Here is a 15,641-nt window from a genome sequence, read left to right as displayed (position 1 = left end):
CGCTGCCGTCCCCGAGCCTCCGCACCTCCGCGTCACCTCAACCGGTCACCTCGTCCGGTCACCTCGTCCGGCAGCGCTGGCGTTGGATGTGGCCCGCCGGCACCTCAGCGTGCGCCGCCGTTGATGTACAACGTCTGTCCGCTCACGTACGAGGCGTCCTCGCTCACCAGGAATGCGACCACCGATGCCACCTCCTCAGGCCTTCCCACCCGGCGCAGAGGCGTGCGCTCGGCTGCCGCCTTCTGGTGGTCGGTGGGGCTCGTGCCCACCCGGACCGCTGTTGCCGCTGTCATCGGTGTTGCGATGTAGCCGGGGGCGACGGCGTTGACGTTGATGTTGTACGGGCCCAGTTCGATGGCCAGGGTGGCGGTGAGGGCTTGGATGCCGGCCTTGGCGGCGGCGTAGTTGGCCTGGCCTCTGTTGCCGAGGGCCGAGCGGCTGCTCAGGCTGACGATCTTGCCGTACTGCTGGGCGACCATGATCTTCTGTGCGGCCTGGCTGCAGGTGAAGGCGCTGGTGAGGTTGACGTTCAGGACGGTGTGCCAGTCGTCGGGGGTCATTTTGAAGAACAGGTTGTCGCGGGTGATCCCGGCATTGTTGACCAGGATGTGCAGGCCGTCCAGGTCGGCGGCCACCCGGTCGAACACCTCGTCGACCGACTCCTTGTCGGACACGTCGCAGCCGTAGGCCCTCGCCACGCCGCCCGCCTCGGTGATCGCCTCGACGGTGGCCGAGGATCGCTCGGCGGTGAGGTCCACGACGGCCACGGCCGCGCCCTCGCTGGCCAGGCGGGTCGCGGTGGCCGCCCCGATGCCCTGAGCGGCTCCCGTGACGATCGCCACCTTGCCGGAAAAACGTCCCATGTGCCCATCACTCCTGTCCCTGGTCATCTGAACCCGGCCAAAGGTCCACGAGGCCGCCGTGGATGCGCCGGTCACGAAGCCCCTGCCACCAGTACGGCCGTCCCCTGTCCCACGCCGACGCACATCGTGGCCAAGCCCTTGCCACTGCCCGTACGTCGCATGCGGTGCAGCAATGTCACCATGATCCGCGCCCCGGAGCACCCCAGCGGATGCCCGAGCGCGATAGCGCCACCGTCACGATTGACCAGGTCAGGATCAAGGCCGAGTTCGTCCACGCAAGCCAGGGCTTGGGCGGCGAACGCCTCGTTCAGTTCGATGTCCGTCAGGTCGGACGCCTGCCAGCCTGCCCTCGCCAGGGCCTTGCGGGTGGCGGGCACGGGACCGAGGCCCATGACGTCGGGCTCGACGCCTGCCGACGCGCCGCCCGCGTACCGGCCGAGAGGCTCCAGGCCGTGAGCGCGTACGGCCTCCTCGCCGGCCAGCAGCAGGACGGCCGCGCCGTCGTTCATGGGCGAGGAGTTGCCCGCGGTGACCGTGCCGCCGTCGCGGAAGACGGGCTTGAGCGCGGCCAGGCGTTCGGCGGAGGTGTCGGCGCGTATGGCCTCGTCGGTCTCGACGAGTGTTCCGTCGGGCCTGGTCACGGGGAGGAGTTCGGCCTGGGAGCGGCCCGCGTCCCTGGCGGCGGCGGCCAGGCGGTGGCTGCGCAGGGCGAAGGCGTCCTGGCGCTGCCTGCCGATGCCGTGCCTGGCCGCGACCTCCTCGGCCGTCTCGCCCATCGCCAGTACACCGTGCAGGTCCTTCATCCTCGGGTTGACCAGCCGCCAGCCGAGCCTGGTGTCGACGGTGTCGAGCCGCCCTGGCAGCGCCTCGTCCGGCCTGGCGGTCACGAACGGCGCCCTGCTCATCGACTCGGAACCGCCCGCGAGCACGATGTCGGCCTCGCCCGAGGCGATGGCGCGCGCGGCGCAGGTGATCGCCTCAAGACCGGAGGCGCACAGCCGGTTGACGGTCGCGCCGGGCACCGAGTGCGGCAGCCCGGCCAGCAGTACGGCCATGCGGGCGACGTTCCGGTTGTCCTCGCCCGCCTGGTTGGCCGCTCCCCAGTACACGTCGTCGATCAGGGCGGGGTCCAGGCCTGGTACGTCGCCGAGCAGCCCGGCGACCACGCCCGCCGCCAGGTCGTCGGGCCTGACGGTGGACAGCGCGCCACGCAACCTGCCGATGGGGGTACGCCTGGCGGCGACGAAGTACACAGGACGCATCGGGCGCTCCTTCCCGGGCGACCCCGCGAAAGACGGCCGCGCACTGCCCACCATCGTGTCACCGCCCAGGCGGCCCCGACAGCAGGCCGGTGCCGGCGGTGAGGCCGCCGTCCACCGGGATCGTCACACCGGTCACGTACGAGGCGGCCGGTGAGGCGAGGAACCAGATCACCTCGGCCTGCTCCCTCGGATCGGCCCAGCGGCGTTGCGGAATCCGGGCGGTGATGGACGGGCCGAGCGTGGGGTGGCCGAGCACGCTTTCGGTGAGGGCGGTGGCCGTGGCTCCTGGCGCGATGGCGTTGACCCTGATGCCTTCACTGGCGTAGTCGAGCGCCGTGGCGCGTACCAGGTTGATCAGGGCGGCCTTGGCCGCGTTGTACGCCCAGACGCCGGGGTCGCCGCGCAGCCCGGAGATCGACGAGGTGACGACGACCGAGCCGCCGCCCCGGGCGCGCAGGGCGGGCAGCGAGGCGCGGATGCCGAGGGCGGCGCCTCTGACGTTGACGGCGAGGATGCGGTCGAGCCGGTCGACGGCGCCGGGCGACTCCAGCGGGCCCGCGCCGCCGATCCCGGCGTTGAGCACGACGGTGTCGAGCCCGCCGAACTCCTCCACCGCGAGCGCCACCATCGCCTCGCCGGTCTCCTCGGCCGAGACGTCCCCGGCGAGGGTACGCACATGATCGCCGTCGGGCAGGGCCGCGGCGAGCCGGTCGGCGGCGACGTCGACGGCGACCACCCTGGCCCCTCGTTCGGCGAACAGCAGGGCGGTGGCCAGGCCGATGCCTGAGGCGGCTCCGGTGACGACGACAACCTGATCGGTCATTTCAACCAGTCCTTCCGTGATGAGCTTGCGGCTCAACGTGAACGAGCCCCCTCCAGTGACCCCGGCTGTCGCGTCCGGTCCGGGGACAGCGACAGCCGCCCCGAACTCCGGGCGGAACCGGTAACCCTCCGTACGAACCCGACACCGCGCCCGACGCCTGCCGTATCCCGCCATAACCACTTAAGGGGTTGACGTCCCACAATTCCTACCTGAATAGTATGAATATGTTCACACGCTCCACACCACCCCCCGGCGACGACGTGTTCACCCGGCTGCCCGGCCTGTCGCGGCGACTGTTCATCGGCGGGACGGGCGCGATGGCGCTGGCCGTACTCGCCGCCTGTGCGGGGGAGCCCGCGCCCGACGGCGCCGCGGTGGCCCGGCCGTCGGCGAGTACGGCCAAGCCCAAGCGCGGCGGCGTGCTGAAGGCGGGGTCGCCGCCGCCGCCGACCGAGCTGAACCCGGTCAGCATGTACGACGGCAGCGCCATCGCCATCGTGCAGCTCGTCGCCGACTACCTCATCTGGCTCGACCGCGACTTCTCCCTCAAACCGGCGCTGGCCGAGACGTGGGAGGCGCACGACGGCGGCAAGCGATGGACGTTCCGCCTGCGGCAGGGGGTGACGTTCTCCGACGGCACGCCGCTGGACGCCGAGGCCGTCAAGGCCTCCTTCGATCGGCTGCTCGACCCGGAAGGCAAGTCGGCGGCGCTGTCGGCCTTCGACAGTGTGCTGGCCGAGGGCGGGGTGAGTGTCGTCGACGCCGGCACGGTCGCGTTCACGCTGCAGCGTGCGTTCTCCGACTTTCCCTACCTGGTCTCGGCGGGCAACTACAACGCGGTGATCCTGAAGAAGGACTTCGCCGGGGACTTCATCGGCAAGCCGATCGGCACCGGCCCCTTCCTGCTGAAGTCCTACAACGCCTCCACCGGCGCCTCCCTCGTGCGCAACCCGGCGTACTGGCGTTCGGGCCTTCCCCACCTCGACGGCGTCGAGGTGAAGTTCTACGCCGACGACCAGGCCGACCTGCTGGCCCTGCAGAGCGGCGAGATCGACGCCCAGATCCTCAGCAGGCCCGCGCTCGTCGGCCCGCTCAAGGGCACGGGCGACATCGTCGTCGACCAGGTGGCGGGCACCGGGCTGACCGCCTTCACCTTCCGCGTCGACCAGCCGCCCTTCGACCGCAAGGAGGCCAGGCAGGCCGTCGCCTACGCCCTCGACCGGCCGGGTGTGAACGCCACGATCTACGACGATGTCGGCGCGCTCGGCAACGACCATCTGTTCGCCCCGCTGTTCCCGGCCGCGCCCGGCGACATCGCGCAGCGGGCCAAGGACCCGGCGAAGGTCGCCGCCCTGCTCGGCGGCCGGAAGCTGTCGTTCCCGCTGACGTTCGAGCCTTCGGGCAAGGACTTCGCCCTGACCGTGCAGAACCAGCTCAAGCAGGTCGGCATCGAGGTCACCCTCGACCAGCGCACCTCGGGCGACTTCTACGGCGGCGACCAGAAGAAGGACACGCCCTGGCTGTTCGCCACCGCGACGCTGGTCGGCTGGGCGGGGCGTGCGGTGCCGAGCCAGTTCATCATCCCGATGGTCAAGAGCGGCGGCGTCTGGAACGGCGCCAAGTACGCCAACCCGGCGCTCGACGCGGCGGCCGAGGCCTACGACGCGGCCACCACCGACGAGGCACGCGCCGAACAGGCCGCGATCATCGCCAAGGCCCTGCACGAGGACGTCCCGGTCATCGTCTCGGTCTGGAGCGGCACCGTACGCGCCTACAACGGCACGAGGTTCACCGGCGTGCAGGCGCATCCGGCGAGCTACGTCGACTTCAGCGAGGTCTCGGCACTGTGAAGCTGCGGCTCGGCGCTGCGAAGCGAGGTCTCGGCACTGTGAAGCTGCGGCCCGGCGCGGTGGGCGGCGGCCAGGCAGGCCTCCGCGCGCGAAAGGGCGATCGCCGGTGAGGGCGTTCCTGCTGCGGCGGGCCGCCGCGATCCCGCTCACGCTGCTGGTGGTCTCGGCGCTGGTCTTCGCCGCGACCGACCTCGTCCCCGGCGACGTGGCCCGTACGATACTCGGCCGCGAGGCGAGCGAGGCGTCGGTCGCGGCGCTGCGCTCGCAGCTCGGCCTGGACCGGCCGCCCGTTGAGCGCTACCTGGACTGGCTGGCCGGCTTCTGCACCGGCGACTGGGGCCGCTCCCACACCCTCGGCGTGCCCGTGCGCGACCTGGTGCTGGACCGGCTCGGCGACTCCCTCCTGCTCGGCGCGCTGGCGTTCGTCCTGCTGGTGCCGGTGGCGCTGACGCTCGGGGTGCTCGCGGGCACCCGGCACGCCCGGCCCGCCGACCGGGCGATCAGCGTCACGGGGCTGGCGTTCGGGGCCGTGCCCGAGTTCGTGACGGGGGTGGTGCTGCTGGTGGTGTTCGCCGTGCGGTTGCGCTGGCTGCCCTCGACGGCGCAGGCGCCGCCCGACGCCTCCCCGCTGACCCGGCTCACCCATCTGCTGCTGCCCGCGCTGAGCCTGGTCCTGCTGTGCACGGGGTACGTCGCCAGGCACGTGCGGGCCAGCACCGTCGCCTCGGTGGAGAGCGCCTACGCGCGGGCCGCGGAGCTGCGCGGGGCCACCAGGGCGCAGGTGGTCAGGCGGCACGTGCTGCGCAACTCGACCGTGCCCGCCACCAGTGCGCTCGCGGTGCAGCTGCAGTTCCTGCTCGGCGGGCTGGTCTCGGTCGAGTTGCTGTTCAACTACCCGGGGATCGGCGCGTTGCTGCTCACCTCGGCCGTCGACAAGGACCTGCCGACGCTGCAGGCCGCCGCGCTGCTGCTGGGGGTGCTCTACATGGTGATCGTGCTGGCCGCCGACCTGACCTACCGGGTGCTCGACCCGAGGGTACGCCTGGGGGGTGCGGTCGCGTGAGCGCGCTCTCGCTTCCTCCGGCCGGGCGGCGCTACCGGGTCGCACTGGCCGCCGGTGTGGTCGTCGTCGCGGCGTGGGCGCTGGTGGCGCTGCTGTGGCCGTGGCTGGCGCCGTACGATCCCGAGTTGCAGGACCCGCTGAGCAGGTTCGCCGCGCCGGGCGGCGCGCACTGGCTCGGCACCGACCAGTTCGGCCGTGACACCTTCTCCAGGATGCTCGCGGGCGCACGTCCGGTCCTGGCCGTCGCGCCGCTCGCCACGGGGCTCGGGGTACTGCTCGGCACGGTGATCGGGCTGGCGGCGGGCACACTCGGCGGGCTGGTGGACGAGGTCGTCATGCGGGTGCTCGACGCCGTCGCGGTCTTTCCCGCGATCATCGCGACCGTGCTGTTCGTGGCGCTCGCGGGGCGTTCGGTGCCGGTGATGGTGCTGGTCATCGCGGGCGCGTTCACGCCGATCGTGGCGCGCGGGGTGCGGGCGGCGACGCTGGTGGAACGGGAGAAGCCCTACGTCGAGGCGGCCAGGCTGCGCGGCGAGCGCGCACTCACGCTGATGACGAGGGAGATCCTGCCCAACATCGGGCCGACCGTGCTGGTCGAGGCCACCTCCCGGTTCGGCGACGCGATCTTCGCCGCGGCCACGCTGTCCTTCCTCGGTCTCGGGCAGCCGCCGGGCTCGCCCGACTGGGGCGCATCGGTGTCGGACAACCGCGTGTGGCTGCAGCACGCGCCCTGGACGGTACTGGCGCCCGCGCTGGCCATCGCCTCGCTGGTGGTGGGCATCGCACTGATCGCCGACTCCTCGCGCGGGCGCTGGGAGGCGGCATGAGCGCGGGGCTGCGGGTGGAGGGGCTGACCGTCTCCTACCGGGGGCTGGCCGCCGTCACCGACGTCGGTTTCGAGGTCGCGCCCGGCCAGACCTACGGCCTGGTCGGCGAGTCCGGGTGCGGCAAGACGACAGTGGGCCGGGCGCTGGCCAGGCATCTGCCGCAGGGCGCGAGCATCGACGCCGGACGCGTCCTGGTCGACGGGTCCGACGTGCTGGAGCTGCCGCCCGTCGCGCTGCGGCGCTGGCGTGCCTCCTCGCTCGCGGTCGTGCACCAGGAGGCGGGCAGCTCGCTCGACCCGACGATGCGTGTCGGCGCGCAACTGGCCGAGGTCCTCAGGCTGCAGGGCCGCGACCGGAGCCAGGCCAGGCGCGAGGCGGTGGCGCTGCTCGACCGGGTCAGACTGCCCGACCCCGAGGCCGCCGCGAGGAGGTACCCGCACCAGCTGTCCGGCGGGCAGCGGCAACGCGTGGTGATCGCCGCGGCACTGGCGGGACGCCCGCGCCTGCTCGTCCTGGACGAACCCACGACCGGTCTCGACGCCACGGTCGAACGCGAGATCCTCGCCCTGATCGCCTCGCTGCGTGCCGAGATCGGCGCCGCCGTCGTCCTGATCAGCCACGACCTCGGCCTGGTCGGCCGGCTGTGCGACCGGGTGGGCGTCCTGTACGGCGGGCGCGTGGTCGAGGAGGGCCCGGCGGCCGAGGTGCTCTCGTCCGCACGCCATCCCTACACGGCCGCCCTGCTGCGCGCCGCGCCCAGGCTCGGCCTCTCGCGCCGGAGCAGGCCGCTGGTCGCGATCGGCGGCAGGCCGCCGCTGCCTGGCGAGGTCCAGGCCGGATGCGGCTTCGCACCGCGCTGCGCCTCCGCGACCGACCACTGCCACCGGGTGCTGCCCGCGCTCGGCGACGACCTGGTGCGCTGCCACCTGCCCGGCTCACCGGCCGTCGAGCCCACCCCCGAGCCGCCCCCCGCACCCGCCCCGCCGCCCGGCTCCGGCCCCTTGCTGGAGGTCCGCGGCCTGACCAGGAAGTACGGCAGAAGCACCGTCGTGCACGGCGTCGACCTGACGATCGGCAGGGGCGAGGTCGTCGGCCTGGTCGGCGAGTCGGGCAGCGGCAAGACGACCCTGGCCCGCGCGGTCGCCGGGCTCGGCCCGAAGGGCGGCGGCTCGATCCTGCTCGACGGCGTGGCGCTCGGCCGCAGGGACAGGGCCACACTGCGGCGCATCCAGATGGTCTTCCAGGACCCCGACACCAGCCTGAACCCCAGCCACACGGTCAGGACCATCCTGGCCAGGGCGCTGGGCGACCCTTCGGGCGTCGAGGAGCTGGCCGAACGCTCCGGCCTCGACCCCCGGCTGCTCGACCAGCGCCCCGGACGCCTTTCGGGCGGCCAGAAGCAGCGCGTGGCCATCGCCAGGGCGTTCGCGGGCTCGCCCGACCTGGTGGTGTGCGACGAGCCGGTCTCGGCGCTGGACGTCAGCGTGCAGGCGGGGGTGCTGAACGCCCTGGCCGAGCGGCAGCGCCTGACCGGCACCTCCTGTCTGTTCATCTCGCACGACCTGGCCGTGGTCGGTTACCTCGCCGACCGGATCGCCGTCATGCACCAGGGCGTCCTCGTCGAGCAGGGACCGGCCGACCGGATCCTGCTCGCGCCCGAGCATCCCTACACCGCCGCGCTGGTCGCCGCCGCCGACCTGCCCGTCTGACCGCCCGTTCGTCCACACCACGCACCACCAGGAGGCCCCCTTGCCCGTCCAGCCGGCCGTACCCGAGCAGGAGTTCGCCCCGCTCCCCGAGATCGCGCGGGAGCTCGGCCTGCCCGCGCCCGACCCTCGGCAGGTGCAACGCCGTTGGGTCAGCACCGTCACCGGCGGTCATGTCAGCGGCGTCACCTGGGGGGCGCCGCCCATCGGGCTGGTGCTGCTGCACGAGGCCCGCCGCAGTGCCAGGTCGTGGGACAGGCTGCTGCTGACGCTCGGCAGGCCCGCTCTCGCGCTCGACCTGCCGGGCCACGGCCGCTCCAACTGGCGTGGCGACGGCGTCTACGCGCCACGCAGGCTGGCCGCGGCGAGTGTGGAGGCGGTCAGGTCGTTCGCGCCGGGCGCGCGTGTCCTCGTCGGGGCCGGGCTCGGCGCGCTGACCGCGATCGCCGTGGGCGCCAAGGCGCCGGACCTGGTCGGCGCGCTCGTCCTGATCGACACCCTGCCCGGCCACTCCCCCGCACCCGCGCCCGCCCCACGCGGCCACGCCTCGCTCCAGGAGGGCCTGGAGAACCTGCGGGCCACGCGCCCGGACGCACCTGAGTCCGACCTGAGGGACGACGTGCGCCACGAGAGCGTCCAGGAGAGCGACGGGTCGTGGACCTGGCGCCACCACCTCGGCGCACTGGAGGAGCCCCAGCCGCTCGACGACGAGACCCTCTGGGAGCCGCTGGCCGCCCTGCGGGCCCCTGTCGTGCTGGTCCGCACGGCATCGGGCGCGCTGGGCGAGGACGCCGTGGCCGCGTTGCGCGAGCGCGTGCCCGGCGCCCGCGTCGTGAGCGGCGACGCCGACCTGCCCCACATCCTGCGCGACCTGCTCGACACCACACCAAGGAGTACCTCATGACCACGCAGATCCCCGTCGTCGACCTGGAGCTGGCCCTCGGCCAGGACGCGCCGCCCGAGCTGCTCGCCACCGTCAGGACGGCGGCCGAGTCGATCGGCATCATCCAGGTCGTCAACCACGGCGTGCCCGGCGACCTCGTCGACGGCTTCCACGACCGGATCGGCCGGGTGCTGGCCAAGCCGCGCGCGGAGAAGGCGGCGCTGGCCAGCCCGACCGGCCATCCGTTCCGGGGCTGGCGGCAGTGGCCCGACGACTTCGGCCGCCTGGAGCTGGAGCGCTACAACATCGGGCAGTTCTCCTCCGCCGACGAGGCCAGGGCGGCGGGCGTGCCCGAGGCCTATGCCGGGCTGTACTCGCATGCCAACGTCTGGCCCGAGGACGAGCCCGACCTGCCGGAGGTGGCCGCTGCCTACCACGACGCCTCGGTGCGGGTGGCCGAGCGGGTGCTGGAGCTGTACGCCAAGGTGCTGGACGTGCCCGCCACGACCTTCCCCACGGGCGGCAGGCCGTACTACACGAGTTTCACCGTCAACGACTACCCGACCTGGACGCACGACGACGGCGATCAGGGCGAGGAGGAGAAGCTGCTGCTGCTCGAACATGCCGACGGCTCCGTGCTGACCGTGCTGCACCAGCGCGGCGACTACGCGGGGCTGCAGGGCCAGACGCCGGGCGGCGCCTGGACGCCGGTGCCGATCGTGCCGGGCGCGCTGCAGGTCTTCTCCGGGCACACGCTGGCCAAGTGGACCAACGGCAGGCTGAGCGCCGGACGGCACCGCGTCGTCGCGGGCGGCACGGTGACCAGGCGTTCGACGGCGGTGTTCTGGCACCCGTCGCTGGACACCGTCGTGGAGCCGCTCGCGCCGTTCGTCGGCGACGACGGCACCGACTTCGAGCCGCATCTGCAGTGGGACCGCGCCAAGAACCAGGTCGAGGACTACCTTCAGGTCTTCGGCAGGCCCGACCAGATCGCCGCGTGGCGTGCGGGCAGGCCGTATGTCGCCGAGCTGACGGAGGCCTAGGACATGCCCTACGACAGGACGTTCAACTGGGAGCCGAGCCTGCGCTGGGTGCGCGGGTACCGGGACGGGACGCTGGTGGTGGACAGCAGGACGCCGGTCCTGGTGTGGCTGCCCGACCACCCGGTGCCGCGTTACGCCTTTCCCGACGCCGACGTGCGCACCGACCTGCTGACGCCGGGCGAGGTCGAGGGCGACCTGGACCTGGTGCTCGGCGACACGCGGGTACGCGCCGCCGCCAGGAGGTTCGACGAGCTGCCCGGCCACGTGTCCTTCACCTGGTTCAGGCAGGCCGAGCCGGTGCTGGACAGATGGCTGGAGGAAGAGGAGGAGATCTTCGTGCACCCGCGCGACCCCTACAAGCGCGTCGATCCGATCCCCAGCTCACGGCACGTGCGGGTGGAGCTGGGCGGGCAGGTCGTGGCCGAAACGCGCCGGCCGGTGCTGCTGTACGAGACCGGGCTGCCGACGCGTTACTACATCCCGCCCGGGGACGTGCGCTTCGACCTGCTGGAGGCGACCGCGAGCCACACCCGCTGCCCGTACAAGGGCGTGGCCTCCTACTGGTCGCTGCGCGAGCCGGTCGAGGGCGTGCCCGCCGATGTGGCGTGGGCCTATCCCGACCCGATCCCGGCCGCGGCGCCGATCAAGGATCATGTCGCGTTCTACAACGAGGTGGCCGACATCGTGGTGGACGGGGTACGGCAGGAGCGGCCTGTGACGCTGTTCAGCCCGGCCAAGGGATCGGAGTAGCCGGACGAGGGGGACGAGAGGGGCAGGCTTCCGTACGTCCGGGCACGCTCACCTCCGGGCAGGCCGACCACGTGCGCGACGTGCGGGCCTACGACGAGGCCACGGTCGAGGACGCCGGGTTCCCCCTCTACGACGAGCCGGCCAGCGCACTCGACGTCACCGTGCAGCGGCGCATCCTCGACCGGCTCGACGCCCTGCCCTCCGACTACGGCATGGCCGTCCTCCTGGTCACCCACGACCTGGGGGGTGGCCGCCGCCAGGTCGGGCAGACTGCTGGTGATGAAGGACGGCAGGATCGAGGAGAGGCTTCCGCGCGGTCGACGAGGTGAGCTTCGGGGTCGCCAAGGGCAGCACGCGCTGGCCGGCGAGTCCGGCTCGGGCAAGACCACCACCGCGCAAGGTCGTCGGGCTGGAGCGGCCGACGTCGGGCTCACCCATCTGTTCATCGCGCACGGCCTCGCGGTCGTAGGGCACGCCCGGCGCGCCCACGACGCGCTGCCGGCCTCCGGCGGCGGCGAGGGGCTCGCCGTACTTCAGGAGGCGTTGCGCGCCGCCGGGCTCGACGATCCGGCCATCGGCGACGTCATCCACGCCGCCGCCTTCTTCGACCGGGCCAACCGGCTCATGCTGTCCTAGGGAGCTGCCTCATGACCGAACTCGACCACCTCGTCCACGCCGTGCCCGACCTGCTCAAGGGCGTCGCCGACTTCACCGCCCTGACCGGTCTCGCGCCCGCGCCCGGCGGCGCGCATCCCGGCGGCACCGCCAACTACCTGGTCGGCCTGGGCGAAGGCGCCTATCTGGAGATCATCGGCCCCGATCCCGACGCCGATCAGGCCCTGCGCCCCAGCGCCTTCGGCCTCGACGAGCTCACCGAGCCGCGCCTGGCCGCCTGGGCCGTACGCACCGACGACATCGACGCCGTCGTCGCCAGGGCCAGGCGCGACGGCCACGACCCCGGCGACGTGCACCCGCTCTCGCGCCGCAAGCCGGACGGCACGCTGCTGGAGTGGCGGCTGACCCGCAAGGAGTCGCGTGAGGCGATCGGCCTGACGCCGTTCGTCATCGACTGGGGCTCGACCACGCATCCGTCGGCGTCCGGCCTGCCGCAGCTCACGCTGGTGTCGCTGCGGGCCGAGCACCCCTCGCCCGGCGAGGTCGAGGCGGCGCTCGACGCGCTCGGCGCCTCCCTGACCGTGTCGGCGGGCCCGGCGCCGGTCCTTGAGGCCGTGCTGCGGACGCCGAACGGCCTGGTGACCCTGCGATGAGCACACTGCGCGAGTACCTCGTCCACAAGCGCCAGGCCGCCGCACCGGAGACAGGCGGCGAGCCCGTACGGCTGGCCGAGGGGCGTTCGGGTCTGCGCAGGATCAGGATCAGGGACTTCCAGCTGCTGAGCGACAGCGCACCCGACTTCGCCGGGTACGACCTCGGCCCCGGCCCGCCCGAACTGCAGGCCGGAGTGCTCGGCAGCTGCGTGACGCACATCTTCCTGATCAAGTCGGCTTCCTGATCAAGGCGGCCGAGCTGGAGGTCCCGCTCGACTCCCTGGCCTCCGACGAGGACCTGGCCAGACTCCAGACGGAGGTCGAACGCGTCTGCCCGATCCTCAACCTGATCCGCAACCCGGTCGAGATCAAGGGCACGATCGTCCGCACCGCCGGGTAGGCGGAGGCGTCGTGAAACGTCGGTGAACAGATGGCTGGTGGGGATTGTGGGCGATTGTCTGGGTCAGATATCAGGCATGACCCTTATTGTGTTCTGCCCTGTGAGCCGTGCATGACCGATATGCACTTCGATCTGCTCGCCGACGCGCCCGGGCTCAGCATCGACGACAGCGACGACGACGATCCCGTCCTGCTGCGGGCCGACGGCCGGGCGGTGGACACCTGGCGTCAGCACTACCCCTACGACGAGCGGCTGGCGCGGTTGCGCTACGACCACGACAAGCGGCTGCTGCAGATCGAGCTGCTGAAGCTGCAGTACTGGGTCAAACGCACCGGCCAGCGGCTCGTCGTGCTGTTCGAGGGGCGGGACGCGGCGGGCAAGGGCGGGACGATCAAGAGGTTCACCGAGCATCTCAACCCGCGAGGCGCGAGCGTCGTGGCGCTGGAGAAGCCGAGCGAGCGCGAGCGGACGCAGTGGTACTTCCAGCGCTATGTCGCCCACCTCCCGGCGGCGGGCGAGATCGTGCTGTTCGACCGCTCCTGGTACAACCGTGCGGGCGTCGAGCGCGTCATGGGCTTCTGCACGGACGAGGAGTACGCCGAGTTCGTCAGGCAGGCCCCCGTGTTCGAACGTGTCCTGGTGGAGTCGGGGCTGCACCTGGTCAAGCTGTGGTTCTCGGTCTCCAGGGCCGAGCAGCACACGAGGTTCGTCATCCGGCAGGTCGACCCGGTGCGCCGCTGGAAGCTCTCGCCCATGGACCTGGCCTCGCTCGACAAGTGGGACGACTACACCGCCGCCAAGGAGGAGATGTTCCAGCACACCGACACGGCGAGCGCGCCCTGGACGGTGATCAAGAGCAATGACAAGAAACGGGCCAGGCTGGAGGCCATGCGGCACGTGCTGAGCCTGTTCGACTACGACAACAAGGACCACGAGATCGTCGGCACGCCCGACCCGCTCGTGGTCATCTCCGCCGCCGACATCTTCGACGAAGATCATCACGGCCCGGAGGAGCCGCCTTCGCCCTGACTGCGCGATCGGCGGAATCGGTTGTGCGGGTGCTGCGGCTCTGCTCTCATGGGTGGGTTTTCCCCTAGCACGAGATCCCCACCACGAGGAGCGGCATGGACTGGGCCAACGGATCCGGATTCCGCGGCAACCCGCACGTCATCCGGCTGTCGGCCAGCCTGCTCGACCGCCGCCCCGGCGACTGCGACGAGTTCGCCGCCGTCAAGGCCAGGCCCTCGATGCGCCCGCCCGCCTACGAGAAGAGGCGCTACGCGCCGTGGGAGGAGTTCCCGCTCGGCCTCGTCATGAGTGTGCTCGACGCCGTGGAGTTCGGCGGCCAGGACTGCGAGGCCGCGCTCGGCGAGGTGCTGGCGGCGGGCCGCGATCCGGTGCACCCGGCGGTCGTGAGCTGGATCGGGCATGCCTGCCACACCTACCTGGAGGTCGCCGAGTCGCTGGCCGCCGCGCACCCGCCGCTGCTGCCCGAGCGCAACCCGCGCATCGTGCAGGGCGGCAGATCGGTGGCCGAACTGCGCTCGCTCACCGCATGGGGGCGCTGGTACGCCTCGGCGGACGGCTCGCTCGTGGAGTTCCGCCGCATGCGCATGCGGCAGCCCACCGGCCGGGCCGACAGCGCCTCGACCCTGGCCATGGCCTACGTGGCGGGCGTCGGCGAGCGGGTCGTCGACCACAGGGAGCTCTACTCCGCCATCCCCGTGCCCGTCCAGGCGCCCACGCCGGGCCCGCAGCGCGTGCGCGTGGTGGAGGTCGGCCTCACGACCGGCGCCGACAAGGTCCTGCTCGACGCCTCCCCCGAGCAGATCAGGCACGACTACGCCGCCACCGTCAGGCCGGTCGCCGCCCGGCTGCTCGCGGGCGGCGGGCAGGCGCCGGGGCAGGACTGCGCGACGTGCCGTGCCAAGGTCTCGTGCGAGGCGCTGGTCAGCACGCCCGGCCTGCTCGGGCTCACCGATCCGGGCACCCATCGCAGGACGTGGTCGATCACGACGTCGCGCACCTACGAGATCTGCCCGGCCCAGGCCCATCTGCGTGACCTGCGGGTCCCCGCCGACTGGGAGACGAGTTCGGCCGTGCGGCGCGGGCGCGACGTGCACCTGTGGCTGGAGAACGCGCACGGCAGGGGCAGGCCGTGCGCCGAGGCCGACCTGCCCGCCGCCGACGCCGCCTCGCTCGCCCTGGCCGACGGCCTGATGGACCGCGAGCAGTACCGCGCCGCCAGGCCGTACCTGGTGCAGCATCTGACGGTCTGCCCGCTGCTCGGGCCCGGTGAGGTCACCGAGGTCAGGACCGAGCCGAAGGTCGCGGCGTTCGACCCGGTGGCCGACGTGGTCGTCCTGGCCCATCCCGACCTGCTGCGCCGCGTCGACGGGCGGCTGGTGTACCGCGAGCTGAAGACCACGGCGCTGGTGCGCGGCATCACCGAGGACAACGCGCTGGAGATGGTCCCGCAGCTCGCGCTGGCCGTCTGCCTGATCGCCGGTGGCGTGTTCGGGGCGCGCACCGGCCTGGTGGAGCTGGAGCAGCTGCACCCCGAACGCGCCGAGCCCGTCATCACCCTCGACGCGGCCGACCCCCGGGTGGTCGAGGCCGCCAGGGCGGTCCTGCACACGAAGGTACGGCAGTGGCACACCGACGTGCGGTTCGACGCCACGCCCGGCTGGTGGTGCGCGAGCTGCCCGGTCTCCCGCTGGTGCCCCGACGCCTCCCGCGCCACGCAGGAGCAGGCCGTGCACTTCGACCCCGCGACCGGCGAGGTCCTGCCCGGCCCCGGATCGCCGGACGCCAGGGTCGAAGCGATCGCCGCAGCCGCCGCCGACCCCTACCTCGACGACGAACCGCCGTTCTGACCCGGCCCGGCGCAAAGGCTGCCGTGG

16 protein-coding genes are annotated in these 15,641 nt (G+C 72.5%); 13 read left to right on the top strand and 3 right to left on the bottom strand.

Going from position 1 to position 15,641, the window contains the following annotated elements; genetic code table 11:
- Window positions 1–104 precede the first annotated feature (104 nt).
- From fabG to ACTWNK_RS19425, 3 genes are all read right to left on the bottom strand, one after another.
- Window positions 105–863, bottom strand: coding sequence for a 3-oxoacyl-ACP reductase FabG (gene fabG / locus ACTWNK_RS19435; protein WP_474305701.1), 759 nt, complete (start codon window positions 861–863; stop codon window positions 105–107).
- Between the two features lie 71 nt (window positions 864–934).
- Window positions 935–2,125: a thiolase family protein gene (locus tag ACTWNK_RS19430; RefSeq protein WP_474305699.1), complete on the bottom strand. Its 1,191-nt coding sequence runs from the start codon at window positions 2,123–2,125 to the stop codon at window positions 935–937.
- Between the two features lie 58 nt (window positions 2,126–2,183).
- Window positions 2,184–2,948: an SDR family NAD(P)-dependent oxidoreductase gene (locus tag ACTWNK_RS19425; protein ID WP_474305697.1), complete on the bottom strand. Its 765-nt coding sequence runs from the start codon at window positions 2,946–2,948 to the stop codon at window positions 2,184–2,186.
- 224 nt (window positions 2,949–3,172) lie between these two features.
- Here ACTWNK_RS19425 and ACTWNK_RS19420 point away from each other — a divergent pair, with 224 nt between their 5' ends.
- The 13 genes from ACTWNK_RS19420 to ACTWNK_RS19360 all read left to right on the top strand — a co-directional run bounded on the left by ACTWNK_RS19420 (window position 3,173) and on the right by ACTWNK_RS19360 (window position 15,614).
- Complete coding sequence (locus tag ACTWNK_RS19420) at window positions 3,173–4,798, top strand: ABC transporter substrate-binding protein (RefSeq protein WP_474305695.1); 1,626 nt, start codon at window positions 3,173–3,175, stop codon at window positions 4,796–4,798.
- Between the two features lie 106 nt (window positions 4,799–4,904).
- On the top strand, window positions 4,905–5,861 hold the full coding sequence (locus ACTWNK_RS19415) for an ABC transporter permease (protein WP_474305693.1): 957 nt from the start codon (window positions 4,905–4,907) through the stop codon (window positions 5,859–5,861).
- Window positions 5,858–6,688 (top strand): ABC transporter permease, encoded by an 831-nt coding sequence (locus ACTWNK_RS19410; RefSeq protein WP_474305691.1) that lies wholly within the window; start codon window positions 5,858–5,860, stop codon window positions 6,686–6,688. The genes ACTWNK_RS19415 and ACTWNK_RS19410 overlap by 4 nt, the downstream gene beginning before the upstream one ends.
- Window positions 6,685–8,397, top strand: a complete 1,713-nt coding sequence (locus tag ACTWNK_RS19405; RefSeq protein ID WP_474305689.1) for a dipeptide ABC transporter ATP-binding protein — start codon at window positions 6,685–6,687, stop codon at window positions 8,395–8,397. Before ACTWNK_RS19410 ends, ACTWNK_RS19405 begins: the two co-directional genes overlap by 4 nt.
- Window positions 8,398–8,437: 40 nt before the next feature.
- Window positions 8,438–9,298, top strand: coding sequence for an alpha/beta fold hydrolase (locus ACTWNK_RS19400; protein ID WP_474305687.1), 861 nt, complete (start codon window positions 8,438–8,440; stop codon window positions 9,296–9,298).
- The gene (locus ACTWNK_RS19395) at window positions 9,295–10,320 is read left to right on the top strand and encodes a 2OG-Fe(II) oxygenase family protein (protein ID WP_474305685.1); all 1,026 of its coding nucleotides are present in this window, start codon (window positions 9,295–9,297) and stop codon (window positions 10,318–10,320) included. Before ACTWNK_RS19400 ends, ACTWNK_RS19395 begins: the two co-directional genes overlap by 4 nt.
- A 3-nt stretch (window positions 10,321–10,323) precedes the next feature.
- Window positions 10,324–11,070 carry a DUF427 domain-containing protein gene (locus ACTWNK_RS19390; protein ID WP_474305683.1) on the top strand — a complete coding sequence of 249 codons (747 nt, stop codon included), beginning with the start codon at window positions 10,324–10,326 and terminating at the stop codon, window positions 11,068–11,070.
- Window positions 11,071–11,141: 71 nt separating this feature from the next.
- A complete protein-coding gene (locus ACTWNK_RS19385) occupies window positions 11,142–11,399 on the top strand; it encodes a hypothetical protein (protein ID WP_474305681.1) in 258 nt (85 codons plus the stop codon).
- On the top strand, window positions 11,350–11,706 hold the full coding sequence (locus ACTWNK_RS19380) for a hypothetical protein (protein ID WP_474305679.1): 357 nt from the start codon (window positions 11,350–11,352) through the stop codon (window positions 11,704–11,706). The genes ACTWNK_RS19385 and ACTWNK_RS19380 overlap by 50 nt, the downstream gene beginning before the upstream one ends.
- Window positions 11,707–11,717: 11 nt before the next feature.
- Window positions 11,718–12,338, top strand: coding sequence for a VOC family protein (locus tag ACTWNK_RS19375; protein WP_474305677.1), 621 nt, complete (start codon window positions 11,718–11,720; stop codon window positions 12,336–12,338).
- Entirely contained in the window at window positions 12,335–12,583 is a 249-nt protein-coding gene (locus ACTWNK_RS19370; RefSeq protein ID WP_474305675.1) for an OsmC family protein, read from the top strand. The genes ACTWNK_RS19375 and ACTWNK_RS19370 overlap by 4 nt, the downstream gene beginning before the upstream one ends.
- Window positions 12,584–12,849: 266 nt before the next feature.
- The gene (gene ppk2, locus ACTWNK_RS19365; RefSeq protein WP_474305673.1) at window positions 12,850–13,767 is read left to right on the top strand and encodes a polyphosphate kinase 2; all 918 of its coding nucleotides are present in this window, start codon (window positions 12,850–12,852) and stop codon (window positions 13,765–13,767) included.
- 95 nt (window positions 13,768–13,862) lie between these two features.
- Complete coding sequence (locus tag ACTWNK_RS19360) at window positions 13,863–15,614, top strand: PD-(D/E)XK nuclease family protein (RefSeq protein WP_474305671.1); 1,752 nt, start codon at window positions 13,863–13,865, stop codon at window positions 15,612–15,614.
- Window positions 15,615–15,641 lie beyond the last annotated feature (27 nt).

This window comes from Nonomuraea sp. IBHARD001, assembly GCF_056106265.1.
Note: the sequence above shows the minus strand (reverse complement) of the source record. Positions and strands in the feature narration are given on the sequence as shown.

Bases quoted from the DNA above. Each gene is read 5' to 3' on its own strand.
- fabG (WP_474305701.1), bottom strand. From the start codon at position 863: ATGGGACGTTTTTCCGGCAAGGTGGCGATCGTCACGGGAGCCGCTCAG.
- ACTWNK_RS19430 (WP_474305699.1), bottom strand. From the start codon at position 2,125: ATGCGTCCTGTGTACTTCGTCGCCGCCAGGCGTACCCCCATCGGCAGG.
- ACTWNK_RS19420 (WP_474305695.1), top strand. From the start codon at position 3,173: ATGTTCACACGCTCCACACCACCCCCCGGCGACGACGTGTTCACCCGG.
- ACTWNK_RS19390 (WP_474305683.1), top strand. From the start codon at position 10,324: ATGCCCTACGACAGGACGTTCAACTGGGAGCCGAGCCTGCGCTGGGTG.
- ACTWNK_RS19370 (WP_474305675.1), top strand. From the start codon at position 12,335: ATGAGCACACTGCGCGAGTACCTCGTCCACAAGCGCCAGGCCGCCGCA.
- ACTWNK_RS19425 (WP_474305697.1), bottom strand. From the start codon at position 2,948: ATGACCGATCAGGTTGTCGTCGTCACCGGAGCCGCCTCAGGCATCGGC.
- ppk2 (WP_474305673.1), top strand. From the start codon at position 12,850: ATGACCGATATGCACTTCGATCTGCTCGCCGACGCGCCCGGGCTCAGC.
- ACTWNK_RS19395 (WP_474305685.1), top strand. From the start codon at position 9,295: ATGACCACGCAGATCCCCGTCGTCGACCTGGAGCTGGCCCTCGGCCAG.
- ACTWNK_RS19405 (WP_474305689.1), top strand. From the start codon at position 6,685: ATGAGCGCGGGGCTGCGGGTGGAGGGGCTGACCGTCTCCTACCGGGGG.
- ACTWNK_RS19375 (WP_474305677.1), top strand. From the start codon at position 11,718: ATGACCGAACTCGACCACCTCGTCCACGCCGTGCCCGACCTGCTCAAG.
- ACTWNK_RS19360 (WP_474305671.1), top strand. From the start codon at position 13,863: ATGGACTGGGCCAACGGATCCGGATTCCGCGGCAACCCGCACGTCATC.
- ACTWNK_RS19380 (WP_474305679.1), top strand. From the start codon at position 11,350: ATGAAGGACGGCAGGATCGAGGAGAGGCTTCCGCGCGGTCGACGAGGT.